15 protein-coding genes and 1 other annotated feature are annotated in these 13,716 nt (G+C 52.3%); of the genes, 14 read left to right on the top strand and 1 reads right to left on the bottom strand.

The genetic code is table 11. The features are described from left to right. Window positions 1–34: 34 nt before the first annotated feature. From V5G20_RS19325 to V5G20_RS19280, 10 genes are all read left to right on the top strand, one after another. Complete coding sequence (locus tag V5G20_RS19325; protein ID WP_003387620.1) at window positions 35–1,078, top strand: rod shape-determining protein; 1,044 nt, start codon at window positions 35–37, stop codon at window positions 1,076–1,078. Window positions 1,079–1,092: 14 nt separating this feature from the next. Then, complete coding sequence (gene mreC, locus V5G20_RS19320; protein ID WP_003387619.1) at window positions 1,093–2,037, top strand: rod shape-determining protein MreC; 945 nt, start codon at window positions 1,093–1,095, stop codon at window positions 2,035–2,037. Next, window positions 2,037–2,561, top strand: a complete 525-nt coding sequence (gene mreD, locus V5G20_RS19315) for a rod shape-determining protein MreD (protein ID WP_003387617.1) — start codon at window positions 2,037–2,039, stop codon at window positions 2,559–2,561. Before mreC ends, mreD begins: the two co-directional genes overlap by 1 nt. 9 nt (window positions 2,562–2,570) lie before the next feature. Continuing rightward, on the top strand, window positions 2,571–5,099 hold the full coding sequence (locus tag V5G20_RS19310) for a peptidoglycan D,D-transpeptidase FtsI family protein (RefSeq protein ID WP_412679093.1): 2,529 nt from the start codon (window positions 2,571–2,573) through the stop codon (window positions 5,097–5,099). 73 nt (window positions 5,100–5,172) lie between these two features. After that, on the top strand, window positions 5,173–5,868 hold the full coding sequence (gene minC, locus V5G20_RS19305) for a septum site-determining protein MinC (RefSeq protein ID WP_003387615.1): 696 nt from the start codon (window positions 5,173–5,175) through the stop codon (window positions 5,866–5,868). A 78-nt stretch (window positions 5,869–5,946) separates the two neighbouring features. Next, window positions 5,947–6,741: a septum site-determining protein MinD gene (gene minD, locus V5G20_RS19300; RefSeq protein WP_003387614.1), complete on the top strand. Its 795-nt coding sequence runs from the start codon at window positions 5,947–5,949 to the stop codon at window positions 6,739–6,741. Window positions 6,742–6,865: 124 nt separating this feature from the next. Next, window positions 6,866–7,996, top strand: a complete 1,131-nt coding sequence (gene rodA, locus V5G20_RS19295) for a rod shape-determining protein RodA (protein WP_003387613.1) — start codon at window positions 6,866–6,868, stop codon at window positions 7,994–7,996. Between the two features lie 261 nt (window positions 7,997–8,257). Further along, a complete protein-coding gene (locus tag V5G20_RS19290) occupies window positions 8,258–8,458 on the top strand; it encodes a cold-shock protein (RefSeq protein ID WP_003387612.1) in 201 nt (66 codons plus the stop codon). Between the two features lie 137 nt (window positions 8,459–8,595). After that, the gene (locus V5G20_RS19285; RefSeq protein WP_227277848.1) at window positions 8,596–9,375 is read left to right on the top strand and encodes a M23 family metallopeptidase; all 780 of its coding nucleotides are present in this window, start codon (window positions 8,596–8,598) and stop codon (window positions 9,373–9,375) included. Beyond that, complete coding sequence (locus V5G20_RS19280; RefSeq protein ID WP_024983976.1) at window positions 9,368–10,204, top strand: M50 family metallopeptidase; 837 nt, start codon at window positions 9,368–9,370, stop codon at window positions 10,202–10,204. Before V5G20_RS19285 ends, V5G20_RS19280 begins: the two co-directional genes overlap by 8 nt. Window positions 10,205–10,229: 25 nt before the next feature. Here V5G20_RS19280 and V5G20_RS19275 read toward each other — a convergent pair whose 3' ends face one another. Then, entirely contained in the window at window positions 10,230–10,772 is a 543-nt protein-coding gene (locus V5G20_RS19275; protein ID WP_371862571.1) for a GNAT family N-acetyltransferase, read from the bottom strand. A gap of 227 nt (window positions 10,773–10,999) precedes the next feature. Here V5G20_RS19275 and V5G20_RS19270 point away from each other — a divergent pair, with 227 nt between their 5' ends. The 4 genes from V5G20_RS19270 (at window position 11,000) to rpmA (ending at window position 13,616) form a co-directional block, all read left to right on the top strand. Then, a complete protein-coding gene (locus tag V5G20_RS19270) occupies window positions 11,000–12,502 on the top strand; it encodes an Rne/Rng family ribonuclease (RefSeq protein ID WP_003387608.1) in 1,503 nt (500 codons plus the stop codon). A 51-nt stretch (window positions 12,503–12,553) separates the two neighbouring features. After that, window positions 12,554–12,631: a sequence feature (ribosomal protein L21 leader region), on the top strand. 10 nt (window positions 12,632–12,641) lie between these two features. Further along, a complete protein-coding gene (rplU, locus tag V5G20_RS19265; protein WP_003387606.1) occupies window positions 12,642–12,953 on the top strand; it encodes a 50S ribosomal protein L21 in 312 nt (103 codons plus the stop codon). Between the two features lie 10 nt (window positions 12,954–12,963). Continuing rightward, a complete protein-coding gene (locus V5G20_RS19260; protein WP_003387604.1) occupies window positions 12,964–13,320 on the top strand; it encodes a ribosomal-processing cysteine protease Prp in 357 nt (118 codons plus the stop codon). Window positions 13,321–13,322: 2 nt separating this feature from the next. Beyond that, window positions 13,323–13,616 carry a 50S ribosomal protein L27 gene (rpmA, locus tag V5G20_RS19255; RefSeq protein ID WP_003387603.1) on the top strand — a complete coding sequence of 98 codons (294 nt, stop codon included), beginning with the start codon at window positions 13,323–13,325 and terminating at the stop codon, window positions 13,614–13,616. The last annotated feature ends 100 nt before the right edge of the window (window positions 13,617–13,716 follow it).

The raw sequence follows: 13,716 nt of genomic DNA, 5'->3' as shown, positions 1-13,716 counted from the left end.
CTAGCATTTGGAACTTAGCGGAAGGAGTTTTTCTATGTTTGGTGGATTTTCTCGTGACATGGGGATTGACCTTGGCACTGCCAATACACTCGTTTATGCAAAAGGGAAAGGAATCGTCGTTCGTGAGCCGTCTGTCGTGGCGATCCGTACCGATACGAATACCATTGAGGCCGTCGGTAACGCGGCGAAAAACATGATCGGCCGTACACCGGGCAATATCGTCGCCGTTCGTCCGATGAAGGACGGTGTCATCGCCGATTTTGAAACAACCGCCACTATGATGCGATACTTTATTAATCAGGCGCAAAAGAACAAAGGGCTGTTCAGCCGCCGTCCAAATGTAATGGTGTGTGTTCCATCCGGGATCACAGCGGTTGAAAAGCGCGCTGTGGAAGATGCGACTACCCAAGCAGGTGCAAAAGCAGCATTCACGATCGAAGAACCTTTTGCCGCTGCCATCGGGGCTGATCTGCCTGTATGGGAGCCGACTGGCAGCATGGTTGTGGACATCGGCGGCGGTACGACTGAGGTTGCCATCATTTCGCTAGGCGGAATTGTCACTGCCCGCTCGATTCGTGTAGCAGGGGACGAGATGGACGAGGCGATCGTTCAATACATCAAACGGAAGTACAATCTGATGATTGGGGAGCGCAGCTCGGAGACACTGAAGCTGGAGATCGGTTCTGCCATTCCGCCGGAAGTAGTAGAGTCGGTAGAAATCCGCGGACGCGACCTCGTAACGGGATTGCCGAAGACGCTGAGCGTCAGCAGTACGGAGATCGCCGAAGCCCTGGCCGAGACGGTAGCGGCGATTGTGGAAGCTGTAAAAGTTACGTTGGAAAAAAGTCCGCCGGAGCTTGCTGCGGACATTATGGACAGAGGGATTGTACTGACCGGTGGCGGGGCCTTGCTCCGCAATTTGGATCGTCTTCTGAGCAAAGAAACCGGCATGCCGGTTCACGTTGCGGAAAACGCACTGGATTGTGTAGCGATCGGAACCGGCCGTGCGTTGGAGAACCTGCACTTGTTCAAGTCAAAGCACGGTATAACCTCTTCCCGACAAAAACGCGGTAGATAAACGGAGGTTGCGGCATGTCGTTTTTCGGGAATAAGCGACTGATCATTGTCCTTGTGGGCCTGGTTTTGCTCATTACGATCGTGGGTTTCACTTCCCGGGAACGGTCTAAACTCAGCTGGCCGGAAATGTTTTTGAAGGATACATTCAGCGTGGTGCAGGGCTTTTTTTATCGCCCTGCCCAGGCTGTTTCCGGCTTTTTTCAGGGAATTGGCGATGCGTATGATGTTTACGAGGAGAATCGTGCACTGAAAGCTGGTATGGACCAATACGCGAGAATGACAGCCGAATTGCACGACCTGCAAGCGGAAAATGAACGTTTGCGGTCCGCCCTGCAGGCGAAGGATAATCTGGTAAAATCATACGATCTCCGCTTCGCAGAGGTAGTGGCGCGAAATCCAGACACTTGGAACAATACGATTACGATTGACAAAGGATTAAAGCACGGAATCAAAAAAGATATGGCAGTGATGACAGCCAAAGGCTTGATCGGACGAGTACAGAGCGTAGCCAATTTCTCTTCGACAGTCGAGCTGTTGACCAGCTACGAGCGGCGAAACCACATATCTGCCTATATCCAGGTGAAGCTGCAGGCGGCCAACGGCACGACGTCCTATCAAACCGTAAGCGGCGTCATTGAAGAATACGATCCTCAGGAGCGTCTGTTGATCATGCGAAAAATTCCTTGGGGACAGAAAATTGAAGCAAAACAGCAGGTGGTGTCTTCCGGCCTGGGCGGGGTGATACCGCGAAATCTGCCGATCGGGTATATTGTCCGGGTAGAGCCGGATGATTACGGTTTGACGCAGACGGCCTACATCCAGCCCAGCGCAGACTTCTCCCAATTAAATGAAGTGATGGTGGTAGAACGGAGCTTTACCTTCACGCCTACAGGCGAATTGGTTCCCAACCAGCAGACACAGACACCACCCGCTCCGCCGGCTGCCGGGGGTGGACAATAATGTCTCGGTTATTGCTGACGTTGACGCTGCTGCTGTTGTTTGTTCTTGAGGGAACGGTTATACAGTTTGTGTCGCCTTCCGCATGGGGTCTGTCCTGGATGACAGTACCCCGATTTGCGCTTGTAGGTACCTTGCTCGTGTCCATGTTTCTGGGAAGGCGTGAGGGATTGTACTACGGCCTGGCCATCGGATTGCTCCACGATGTTCTTTATGGACAGGTTGTAGGACTGTACATGATGACGATGATGGTAGCCAGCTATTTCGCAGGGCTGATCGTCGTCTTGTTTCAGCGCGGCTTTGCGATGGTCTTCATCACATGCAGCCTGATCCTGTTTGGCCACGAATGGCTTTTGTACAGCACTCATCGGTTATTTGCGACTGCACCGCTGGATGTTCGCTGGATGTTAAATTGGCAAATCATACCGACAACGGTTCTCAATATCCTGTTTGGACTATTGATTTATCTCCCGATGAAGACCATCTGCAAGGCTGTCATCTCCAAACGGGAAGTGCCGCTGGAATAAATCATTGGTATGACGATTCACCCTGAGAGGAGGAGAAGGATCGTGGGTGAAACCCAGGAACAGAAATCGCATATTCCGGTACGGCTAAACATCTTGTTTATCATCGTGTTTCTGCTCTTTGCAGCTGTCATCCTCCGACTGGCCTACGTTCAGCTGGTTGAAGGGGAACAGTACCGGCACGAATTGGAGAAGTTCAGCATTCGAGAGCTGCCTATTCCTGCGCCCCGCGGTCGAATTCTGGATACGAACGGAGCCGTGCTCGTTTCCAATAAACCGGTATACACCGTTACGTATGTGGAAGAGGAAGGAAAGGACATTGATGAGGAACAGGTAGCCGACCGTTTGGCCCGAATCCTGACTGTAGACGCGGAAAAGATGGGCACGGATGAGGAATTGCTGAAAAAAACGATCGAGCTGAATTCCACATTGCCGGTTGCCTTCGGGCCGAAAGAAACGGAAGAGCTGATCAACAAGCTCATTCCCAAGCTTCAAAAGCTGCCAAAGGTAAGCGAAGTGGAAGGAAAGTCCGATGTGGATCTGGTAAAAACAGCGCTTTACGTGGGCTTGCGCGTACGATCTCCGTTCACCGATCAGGAGCGGAAGACGGTTCAGAACGCGCTGAAAGCAAAGATGAGTGCTCCAGGACAGTCGTCCGCGTTTGACGGGATGTCGGATACGGAGCTATTGAAGAGCGCCATTGCTGCCAATGTACCGTTGAAGCTGACGCTGGACAAGGACGACCGCAGCGATCTGGTCAAAGAGACAAAATACCAGCTGGAGAAGCTGCCGTCTCCGGCAGAGCTGGGCACGAAATCCGACATGGATTTACTGCGGTATGCTTCGCTGTTTGGCCTGGAAATCAATTTGAAGCTGAATGACCAGCAACGCCAGTTTCAATGGCACAAGCTGTCTCTGTTGAAAGAGATGCGCTCGTCCCACCTGCCAAGCTACATTCCCCGCCGTGTAAAGGTAAATATCACGGACAACGAGCGGTTCAAGATTGAAGAAAGGCTGTCTGAACTGCCGGGAATCTCCGTCGTTCTCGAGCCGGTCCGGGAAATTTTCCGGGATCCCGACGGTACTGGCTTTGCTACGCATATTCTCGGCTACACCAACGCGATCAAGCCGGAACAGCTAAAGGAATACCAGGCACAGGGCTACAATCCATTCGACCGAGTAGGCGTGACGGGTCTGGAGAGCTACTACGAACGCTACTTGCGGGGAAAAGACGGCGTTGAAGAGGTGCACGTCAATAAAAATTCGGAAACCGTGGAGAGAAATCCCCGGCGTCCCGCAGAGCCCGGTGACGATCTCGTTCTGTCGCTGGACTGGCGTTTCCAAAGCAAGGTAGAGGCGATTTTGAAGGAAGAAGTAGAGGCATTCAAGAAAAAACCGAGCACGCCGAAGGAATTCAAGGATGCCCATGTGCTGGTGATGAATCCGAATACAGGCGAAGTGCTGGCGATGGCCAGCTATCCTGATTACGATTTGAACCTTTACTATGACCGGAAAGAGTTCAACAAGAGATACGCGACAGAAATTCTCCCGAATGAATCAAATCGCTTCATTTATGCAGCTTATCCCCCGGCTTCTACGTATAAGCCGCTGTCGGTGATGATTGCGCTGCAGGAAGGGCTGACCACGCCAACTGAATCGATTAACGACCGAGGCGGATTAAAGGTCGGAACGTCGTACAAGCGGAACTGGAAGCCGGGAGGCCATGGGATTGTCAACGCCCGGCGTGCCCTGCAAGTATCAAATAACACGTACATGTACGAAATGGCCATTCGTTTGGCCAATCGGGCGAAGACACACTGGTCCGAGCAATTCTCCATTCTCGATTACTACAATGCCCAATTTGGCTTGGGCGTGAAAACAGGAATCGATCTGCCGGGAGAGCGAAAGGGAGTGGAAAACTCCAACTTGTTCTACGGAAACCTTGCAGACGCCATGATCGGCCAGTACGACCTGTTCACGCCGATGCAAATCGGACAATACGTCTCAACTATTGCCAACGGCGGCTATCGGATGCGTCCTCATCTGGTAAAAGAAATCCGCAGCGGTACGACTGATCCGAAACAACCCGGCCAAACGCTGACTGTAATTGAGCCACAGGTTCTGAACCGGGTGGAAATCGATCCCAAGTACATTAAAGTGGCGCAAGAAGGGATGCGAATGGTAACCCAGCCGGGAGGTACGGCTTATCGCACGTTTGCAGGCCTGCCGTTTACGGTCGCGGCCAAGACCGGTACCGCACAAACAGGCCAAAGAGCAGAAAACGCCGTTCTCGTCGGCTATGCACCTTATGAAAATCCCCAAGTCGTATTTGTCGTCGTTGCGCCAAACAGCTTGCGTGACGGGACTTCGAGTTCCGATGCTACCGGACCTGTTGCCCGTCGTTTGCTTGAAGCCTATAACGAGTTGAATCCAGGAGTTTTGACTCCGGCACCACCATCTGGAACTGCGACTACTACAACCGAGCGTTCACAAACAACGGCAACGGCAGCTACTGGATCCCAACAGTCTACCACCAGGTAGACGGGCTGCCGGGCTGCCGACCCGATTCGGCATTTTTTTCACGCAGAGCAGGAATCTTTTGTCATCATGGCGAATGGTATCGGTCGAGGTGAAACAGGTGACGACTGCAAAAAGCAAGGTCACGATCAAGGGGACAAAAGAGGGACTCGTTTTTTTCATGGACGATACCTGTTCCTTTGAAGAACTGCTGACCGACTTGCGTGAAAAAATAGAGCACAGCCATCAACAAATCCTGTCAGGCCCGCTTATTCGCGTTTCTCTCAAGCTGGGGAAGCGGTACTGCTCTCCTGAACAGCAGGAGCAGTTGACGGATATCATTCGGCAAAAAGGGAACCTTGTCATCCATACGATCGATGCGGATGTCATTAGCAAAGAAGAAGCGTTTGCCGAGCGCCTCAAATCAACGTTCTCCATTCAGGTGCATACGGTTCGCTCCGGACAGGTGCTGGAGTTTGAAGGAGACCTGCTGCTGTTGGGTGATGTCAATCCCGGTGGTACTGTTCGTGCTACCGGTAACATTTACATTCTGGGCAATCTTCGCGGCTATGTACACGCGGGATTCAAAGGAGATACACAGGCCATCATCGCCGCTGCGGTCATGGCTCCTACCCAACTGAGGATTGCGGATGTCATCAGCAAGCCGGGAGAAGAGTGGGCCAGTAGTTCGGGCGGCACCGAGTTCGCGTACCTGGAAGATGGGACGATGCTAGTAGCCAAGATGAACTATTTGCCCCGCATTCGTCCAGAGCTGGGAGAACGGAAACATTGAGACGACTAGGAGAGAATTTGCCGATTCGGGATACAGATGTGAAATGTGGTACTCGACGTAGTTGAAGGAGGAACGGATGTGGGTATTGGAATTGTCGTAACATCAGGAAAAGGCGGCGTGGGAAAGACGACCACCTCCGCCAATCTGGGAACGGCTCTTGCACTTTTGGGCCAAAAGGTATGCATGGTGGATACCGATATCGGGCTGCGCAACCTGGATGTGGTGATGGGTCTGGAGAACCGGATCATTTACGACTTGGTTGATGTCGCGGAAGGGTCCTGCCGTTTGCAGCAAGCCTTGATCAAAGACAAACGGTTCGAAAATCTGTCCTTGCTGCCGGCTGCACAGACAAAAGACAAATCGGCAGTTTCCCCCGAGCAGATGGAAGAAATTGTAACCCAGCTGAAGCGTGAATTCGATTATGTGGTCATTGATTGTCCGGCAGGCATTGAACAGGGCTTCCGCAATGCGGTCGCCGGGGCTGACCAGGCGATTGTGGTTACCACTCCGGAAAAAGCCGCTGTACGCGATGCGGACCGTATTATTGGGCTTTTGGAGCGGGAAAAAATGGGGATGCCCAAGCTGGTCATCAATCGCGTGCGCCCTCATTTGGTGAAAAATGGCGATATGCTGGATGTGGAAGATATTCTGGATTTGCTAGCCATTGACTTGGTGGGCGTTGTGCCAGATGATGATCATGTCATCAAATCTGCCAACCAAGGTGAGCCGGCGGTTATGAATCATGAGTCGCGTGCTGCCATTGCCTACCGCAACATTGCTCGCCGCCTGCTGGGTGAAGCGGTTCCATTGCAGCCTTTGGAACAAAAAGCAGGGGTGTTTCAAAAAGTCCGGAAATTCTTTGGTTTTAAATAAACCGATGATGGCACATAGATAAAGAACAGGAGCACTCCTGTTCTTTCCTTTCGTCTACACATCATGAACAGAGGCAAAAGCCCCGTCTGTTGACAGGGGAGAAAGGTTTTCTAGGAGGATAACCATGGACCTGGAAAAACGACATTTAAAACAGATAGACTGGGCTATTCTCGTCATTTTGCTTGGCTTGTGCGCATTCAGCTACATCGGGATCAGCGGGTCCGCCAAGGGCGTGGATGCTGCCATGAAACAAGTGCTTTGGTACTCGATCGGCTTTGTTGTCCTCGCCGTTACACTGCTGTTCGATTATCGGCTGTATCATTCTTTGGCATACGTTTTTTATGCGATCGGAATTATTCTGCTGATTGGTGTCTTTGAGACGAAGCCGATCAACAATGCGACCAGCTGGTACAATTTGGGGGTCATCCTATTTCAGCCTTCCGAACCGATGAAATTATTTACGATTCTCGCGGTGGCCAGGCTTTTGGCCAAACATGCGGAAGACAACAATCGGTTCTATTACTTTTATCAGCTCATTCCCGTAGGCTTGATCGTGGCCGTACCTTTGCTGCTCATTCTCGTGCAGCCCGACCTCGGAAGTGCGCTTGTCTACTGCGGAATTCTGGTCACCATGCTGATCGTAGGCGGAATCCGGCTCAAGCACGTCCTGTACTTGGGTACGCTGGTCGTCAGCTTTTTCGGAGCGATGGCGCTTATTTATATGTACAAGCAGCCGCTTTTCTTCAAGATCATCAAGCCATACCAGTGGGACAGGATCGTCTTTTGGCTGGATCCCGATCTGGAAGCGATGGGAAAAGGCTTTCAACTGAAACAGTCATTGATTGCCATCGGTTCCGGTCAATTGCTGGGCAAGGGAGTAAACACGCCGACGCAGGCAAGCTTCGGCTGGGTGCCAGTAGGGGAAAGCGACTTTATTTTCACCGTCATCGCCGAGAAGCTGGGCTTTGTCGGAGCGGGTCTGCTGATGATCCTGTTCTTTTTCCTGATTTACCGGATGATCCGGATCGCCATGGAGGCCAAAGATCCGTTTGGTTCGTACGTCGTCGCGGGCGTTGTAGGCATGCTTACCTTTCAGGTCTTTGAAAACATCGGAATGACGATTCAGCTTATGCCGATTACCGGTCTTCCGTTGCCATTTATCAGCTACGGAGGGAGCTCACTGCTCACGAATTTTCTGATTATGGGAGTCGTGCTCAATATCGGGATGCGCAAAGACAAGCTCAGATTTGATTAAAAAGAGTTGTTCACACACATTTCAAAATGCGTGACAATTTCATCCGAATGTGATACACTCAACCTAAGTTAACCATTTTTACTAGCTGTAGTGATTTGATGGATTGGTTGTGGGTCGTACCTTCGAAGAGAAGACACCACCATGTGGTCAAATCTCGCCAGGGTATGACTTTTTTCCATACTGAAGAAAACTTCTCTGTAAAAACAGGTTAACGGTACACTTTCTCGCCTCATGGGCGCAATGTTTAGGGAGGTTTGTTTCATGCAACAAGGTATCGTAAAATGGTTCAACGCGGAGAAAGGATACGGCTTCATCCAAGTAGAAGGCGGAGATGACGTATTCGTACACTACAGCGCAATCCAGACAGAAGGCTTCAAAACCCTGGAAGAAGGCCAAAAAGTAGAATTCGAAATCGTTCAAGGTAGCCGTGGTCCTCAAGCTGCCAACGTTGCAAAACTGTAAATATTGGCAGATACGAAAAGCAGTCTCTCGTTTGAGGGACTGCTTTTTTGCATGTATATGGACCCTCTGAAGCCTGCGAATATTGCCAGGAGACAAGTCATAAGATGTACCAAAGCTTGGCCTTCGGAGGGATGTACATGTTCGATAAAGTAGATGGTGTGAAAGAGAGAAGACGAGAGCGGGTAGAACGGATTCGCACCCAATCAAGAGACAGCTTCGCCCCGTTTGTGGATGACTGGAAGGACCCGATCGAGACGGATTCCGATTTGTTTCCGACGTCATCCCGCGGAGAAAAAGGAAGCTTTCCCTCGCTGCCGCCACAAGAAAAATGGAGCATGCAGATTGTTGCGTCCCTGCTGTTGATTGGTCTGGCCTATGTTTTGTTTCAATCATCGCTGCTGCCATCTTCCTGGAAAAACCAAGCGCGCGAAGTCATGACGCGCGATTTTAATTTTTCCGGTGTGGCGGGTTGGTACGAGGCCCGGTTTGGCTCCCTGCCGACCCTTTTGCCGTCGTTATCCGGTACAAAAGCCGTTCCCGCAAGCACGCCGCAGACCTTGAACGTCTGGAAATGGTCAGCGGACTGGAGAGTGGCTAAGCCCTTCGACCCGAAAAGCACAAAGGTCGTCCTGAGCACCGAAGGGGACGGGAATGTTGTGATGGGAGAGACAGGCTGGGTGACTTTCATCGGCGACAAGCCTGGGTACGGAAAGACAGTGGTTGTTCGGTTGGCGAAGGGGAGGGAGCTTTGGTTTGGCAACATGGAGACGGTCCAGGTAGCGGTCGACGATTTTCTCGGGGCAGGGCAGGTGGTGGGTGTCCCGAGAGCGGTCAATGAAACAGTACGGCATCTATACGTAGGACTGCAGGTGCAGGAGCAACCGAGCAACCCGCTGGAAGTGATCACCTTTGAATGATTGGCGCCTCTTTGGCATCCGTATTCGCATCCATCTGCTCTTTTGGTTCGTGATCGGCCTTTCAGTGGTCATGGGCTTGTTCACAGAAGTACTCTCTTTATTTATCATTGTCTGCATTCATGAGATGGGACATGTGGCTGTTGCCAGAGAGCTGGGATGGAGGGTTACGGAGGTGCAGTTGCTGCCGTTTGGCGGCGTGGCAACGATGGAAGAGGCGTATGCGACCGATCCCTTGGATGAAATCGTTGTGGCTCTTGCCGGCCCTTTTCTCAATGTCGTTATGATGGCGTTTTCTTGGGGCTGTTGGACACTGGGCCTATGGACAGAGGAGTGGGCCCGCTTTTTTCTGACGAGCAATCTGATCATCGCCGGCTTTAACCTCTTGCCGATCTGGCCTTTGGACGGAGGACGGATACTCCAGGCATTGCTATGCTGGTATCTTCCGTACCGGAAAGCGGCAGTTTCCTCAATAGCGGCAAGCACATTGCTTGCTGCCTTCATGCTGGGAATGGCCAGCCTCTCGCTGCAACTGAATGTTGCCATTGTCGCGGTCTATCTTCTGGCCATCAACATTCAGACATTTTTGCGCTTCCCCTATCAGTTCATCCGTTTCTTGATGGAAAAATACGTCCGCTCTGCAGAAGAGCAGGCTGTGCGTGCTTTGACAGTACCCCCGACCGCGACGGTAATCGAGGTATCCTACTTGTTATGCCGCGGCTATACCCATCTGGTCTACGTCAAAGGGACGGGGCTGTTGCCGGAGCAGCAGCTACTGCATGCGATGCTGTTTGAAAAGAAGCACGACACAGCTGTTGGCAAGCTGCTTTGAGCAAGCGGGCGTTTCTGCCGTCTGATCAGTCTTCTGCACGCCATTCCATCAGCCAGCAATTGCGTTTTTTCCCCTCGTGCCATTCATGCCGGGGAAGCAGCTTCACCTTGCGAAATCCGCACTTCTCGTAGCAGCGGATGGCTCGCCTGTTCCATGCTTGCGGGTCCATGATCACCCGGGTAGCATGCTTTTCCGTGCTGAGCGCTTGCACTACGCTTGAGACGAGACGGCTTCCAAGTCCCTTGTTCCAATACACCGGCTCGCCAATAAACTGGTCCATGCCGTAGATGGCTTCATCGGGGGAGTACCCGTATGCCAACTTGTCCTGGCTATCGACGGGGTAGTATTGTACGTAGCCGATTGGCTCCTCTCCGAAAAGTACAAGAAAACGGCTGACACCTTCATCGTCTTCCGGAAAAAAATTCGCACGGATCATCGCGTCGTCATGTGGCCGATCCCGCCCTTCATAATAAGTCAGCACACGCTCGTCATTCAGCCACACGCGCAAGTGAACGGCATCTTCCGGGGCAAGCTTGCGAATGCCCAGCTGCCTCTCTTCTCTCATCAGGGGCCCTCCTATTTTGCTGAATGTGATACCATCCTGGACGATCCTCCTTCCCTTTTCATTCCCGCGCAGCTATGCTAGATTACTTCTGAAGGAGCTGTCTTGGACGGATCATGAAAGATTACTCGATCGCTGCATGATTATCCTGCCGGCAAGCCGGAAAGTGTTTTGCTCAAAATGAGCAGGCCGGACGGGGGAATAATCAAGGGCATCGGCAAGGAGGCAGTCTGTTGAAAAGCGCGGGGATCAGTAATGCTGGTGGACAGCTGCGCATAGCGCTCATGAACAAGGGCAAGCTGGTGGAATGGCGAACCCAGGCGGAAGCGAGCGAGGCGCTGTCAGGGGATATTTATTACGGAAAAGTGGCCAAGGTAGTGCCGGGCATTCAATCGGCATTTATCGATATCGGGTATGATCAACAAGCGTTTTTGTATGTGGACGAAGCAGCTCCGATCTCTGGCAAAAAAGCAGGGCGTTCCATTAGTGCCTATGTGCGTGAAGGCGAGTCTCTGCTCGTTCAGGTGATCAAGGAAGGGACGGAAACGAAAGCTCCCCGAGTGACAGCGCGGGTCAGCCTGCAGGGGCGGCTGCTCGTCTATTTGCCGGCGGAAGGACTGGGCGCGGGTGAGGAGCCGGTGTCCGTTTCCCGCAAAATCAGGAACGAATGCGCACGGGAGCGGTTGACCACGCTCATGTCCTCGCTTTTGGAAAAGGGGGAGGGCGTGATTGTCCGTACCGAAGCGGCCGAAGCGGATGAAGAGCAGCTCAGGCGGGAATGGGCGTATTTGCGCGGCCGTTGGCGGGACGCTTGGCAAGCGGTGCAAGGCAAGAAGGCCCCGTGCCGTTTATTGCTGGACGACAGTCTCATCGAAGCGGCGCTGCGGGACTTTTTGGCCGATGGCGCAGAGGAAGTGATTGTTGAGGACGCGGCTCTTTTTCGCAAGGTTGGCAAGCTGATGGAAGCCATGTTCCCTGAAGAGCTGCCAAAGCTTCGCTGGCATCGGCAAAAGGAGCCGCTGTTTGCGCAGTGGGGTGTCAGAGAGCAGCTCGCTCTAGCGCTTCAAAGGCAAGTGCCTCTCGCAGGCGGCGGCAATATCGTGATCGACCGGACCGAAGCGCTGACCGTGATTGATGTCAATACCGGAGCTTTTTCGGGCAGAGGCGGACAGCAGCGCGAACAGGCAGTCACCGCGGCGAATCTGGAAGCGGCCGATGAGATTGCCCGCCAGCTTCGCTTGCGGGACATCGGAGGAATGATCATCGTTGATTTTATCAACATGCGCGAGGAAAAAAACCGGGAGCGCGTTTTCAAGGCTTTGGAGAGTGCACTAAAAGCCGATCCGGTACCGGTGTCCGTGCTGGGCATGACGTCCCTCGGTCTGGTGGAGATGACGAGAAAGCGGACGAGAGCAAGTCTGGCTGAACGTTTGACAGAGCCGTGTCCGTGCTGTGAAGGCGGCGGACGCATGCTGAAAATAGAGGAGTGCTTCCGATACCTCAGGGAAGATCTTGAAGCTCTGGCCAAAGTCCAGGATGCGGAGGCTGCTCTCGTGGAGCTGTCCGATCGGCTGTTTGAATACTGGCAGAATGGACAGGCAGACGGATCGGCATGGCCGGTCACTCTGTACGTCCGCAAGGCAGAAGAGCTGTCGGGCGGGCGCTATCGGATTTTATATGCCGGAAGTCGGCAAGAAGCGGAGCGGCTCTGGCTTTCTCATGCGAAAAATTCTTGACTGGGCGAATCACCGTATGGTATCCTAGTGGTTGTCATACAGTTATGCCTCGGCATACTGTAACCGCTCGGATCAGGTTCTCAAGTCGCCCTTCGCGGCGCACCTGCACAGGCGAGTCTGAGTATAGGAGGTGCACACAATGTACGCTATTATCGAAACCGGTGGAAAACAGTACAAAGTAGAAGAAGGAGCAGTTCTCTTCATCGAGAAACTGGCTGCTACTGAAGGTGACGTAGTTACTTTCGACAAAGTACTGTTTGTAAGCAAAGACGGCAAGGTTACAGCAGGAGCTCCTACTGTAGCTGGCGCAACGGTAACTGGTAAAGTAGAAAAACACGGTAAAGGCCAAAAAATTATCGTGTACAAATACAAATCCAAGAAAAACTACCGTCGCAAGCAAGGTCACCGTCAACCGTTCACCAAAGTTGTGATCGAAAAGATCAACGCGTAAGTGATCGGCCATGATTGAAGTGATCGTGAATCGAGCGCCGTACGGGATTAAAGAGGTGTGCATTTCCGGACATGCCAATGCGGCTGCCTATGGCTCGGACATTGTATGTTCTGCTGTATCAGCGATCAGTTTTGGCATTTTGAATGCAATTCACCCTCTGCTCGGCATCGTTCCTCAAGTTTCGCAGGCTCCAAAAGACGGCGGGTTTCTCCGCTGGAGCATTTCATCCTTGGAGGATGCAGAGCTCCACGAGAAACAGCAGCTACTGGCGGAGAGCATGGTCATATCCTTGCTGGCGGTTGCGGAGCAGTACGGATCATACGTTTCGGTACAAGATGACAAATGGCAAGGAGGTGCCTCACAATGAAAATGCTGTTTACTGTAGACCTTCAGTTCTTCGCCTCCAAAAAAGGGGTAGGTTCTACCAAGAACGGTCGCGATTCCATCTCCAAGCGCCTTGGCGTGAAACGCGGCGATGGTCAATTCGTAAAAGCCGGTAACATCCTCGTTCGCCAACGTGGTACGAAAATTTACCCAGGTGAAAACGTGATGAAAGGCGGCGACGATACTCTGTTTGCAACAGCAGACGGTGTTGTTCGCTTCAAGCGTCTGGGCCGCGATCGCAAACAAGTGGTGATCGAGCCGGTCGCTTCCCAAGCGTAAATACGGAAACGAAAAACCCAGCCTTGTTGCTGGGTTTTCTTTATGTCTACGTTTTCATGTGTTACAATAGGTACAAGAAAGAAATTCTTATCGGTTTGGG

The organism is Brevibacillus borstelensis (assembly GCF_036700025.1).
In the GTDB taxonomy this organism is placed as follows: Bacteria; Bacillota; Bacilli; order Brevibacillales; family Brevibacillaceae; genus Brevibacillus; species Brevibacillus borstelensis.
The sequence above is the reverse complement of the archived record's forward strand: the minus strand, read 5'-3'. Positions and strand labels throughout refer to the sequence as shown.

What these genes read in the sequence shown, in the direction of transcription:
- mreD (WP_003387617.1), top strand. Translation starts at nt 2,037, where the DNA reads ATGTCTCGGTTATTGCTGACGTTGACGCTGCTGCTGTTGTTTGTTCTT.
- V5G20_RS19290 (WP_003387612.1), top strand. Translation starts at nt 8,258, where the DNA reads ATGCAACAAGGTATCGTAAAATGGTTCAACGCGGAGAAAGGATACGGC.
- minC (WP_003387615.1), top strand. Translation starts at nt 5,173, where the DNA reads ATGGTATCGGTCGAGGTGAAACAGGTGACGACTGCAAAAAGCAAGGTC.
- V5G20_RS19260 (WP_003387604.1), top strand. Translation starts at nt 12,964, where the DNA reads ATGATTGAAGTGATCGTGAATCGAGCGCCGTACGGGATTAAAGAGGTG.
- V5G20_RS19310 (WP_412679093.1), top strand. Translation starts at nt 2,571, where the DNA reads ATGACGATTCACCCTGAGAGGAGGAGAAGGATCGTGGGTGAAACCCAG.
- rpmA (WP_003387603.1), top strand. Translation starts at nt 13,323, where the DNA reads ATGCTGTTTACTGTAGACCTTCAGTTCTTCGCCTCCAAAAAAGGGGTA.
- V5G20_RS19325 (WP_003387620.1), top strand. Translation starts at nt 35, where the DNA reads ATGTTTGGTGGATTTTCTCGTGACATGGGGATTGACCTTGGCACTGCC.
- rplU (WP_003387606.1), top strand. Translation starts at nt 12,642, where the DNA reads ATGTACGCTATTATCGAAACCGGTGGAAAACAGTACAAAGTAGAAGAA.
- rodA (WP_003387613.1), top strand. Translation starts at nt 6,866, where the DNA reads ATGGACCTGGAAAAACGACATTTAAAACAGATAGACTGGGCTATTCTC.
- mreC (WP_003387619.1), top strand. Translation starts at nt 1,093, where the DNA reads ATGTCGTTTTTCGGGAATAAGCGACTGATCATTGTCCTTGTGGGCCTG.
- V5G20_RS19285 (WP_227277848.1), top strand. Translation starts at nt 8,596, where the DNA reads ATGTTCGATAAAGTAGATGGTGTGAAAGAGAGAAGACGAGAGCGGGTA.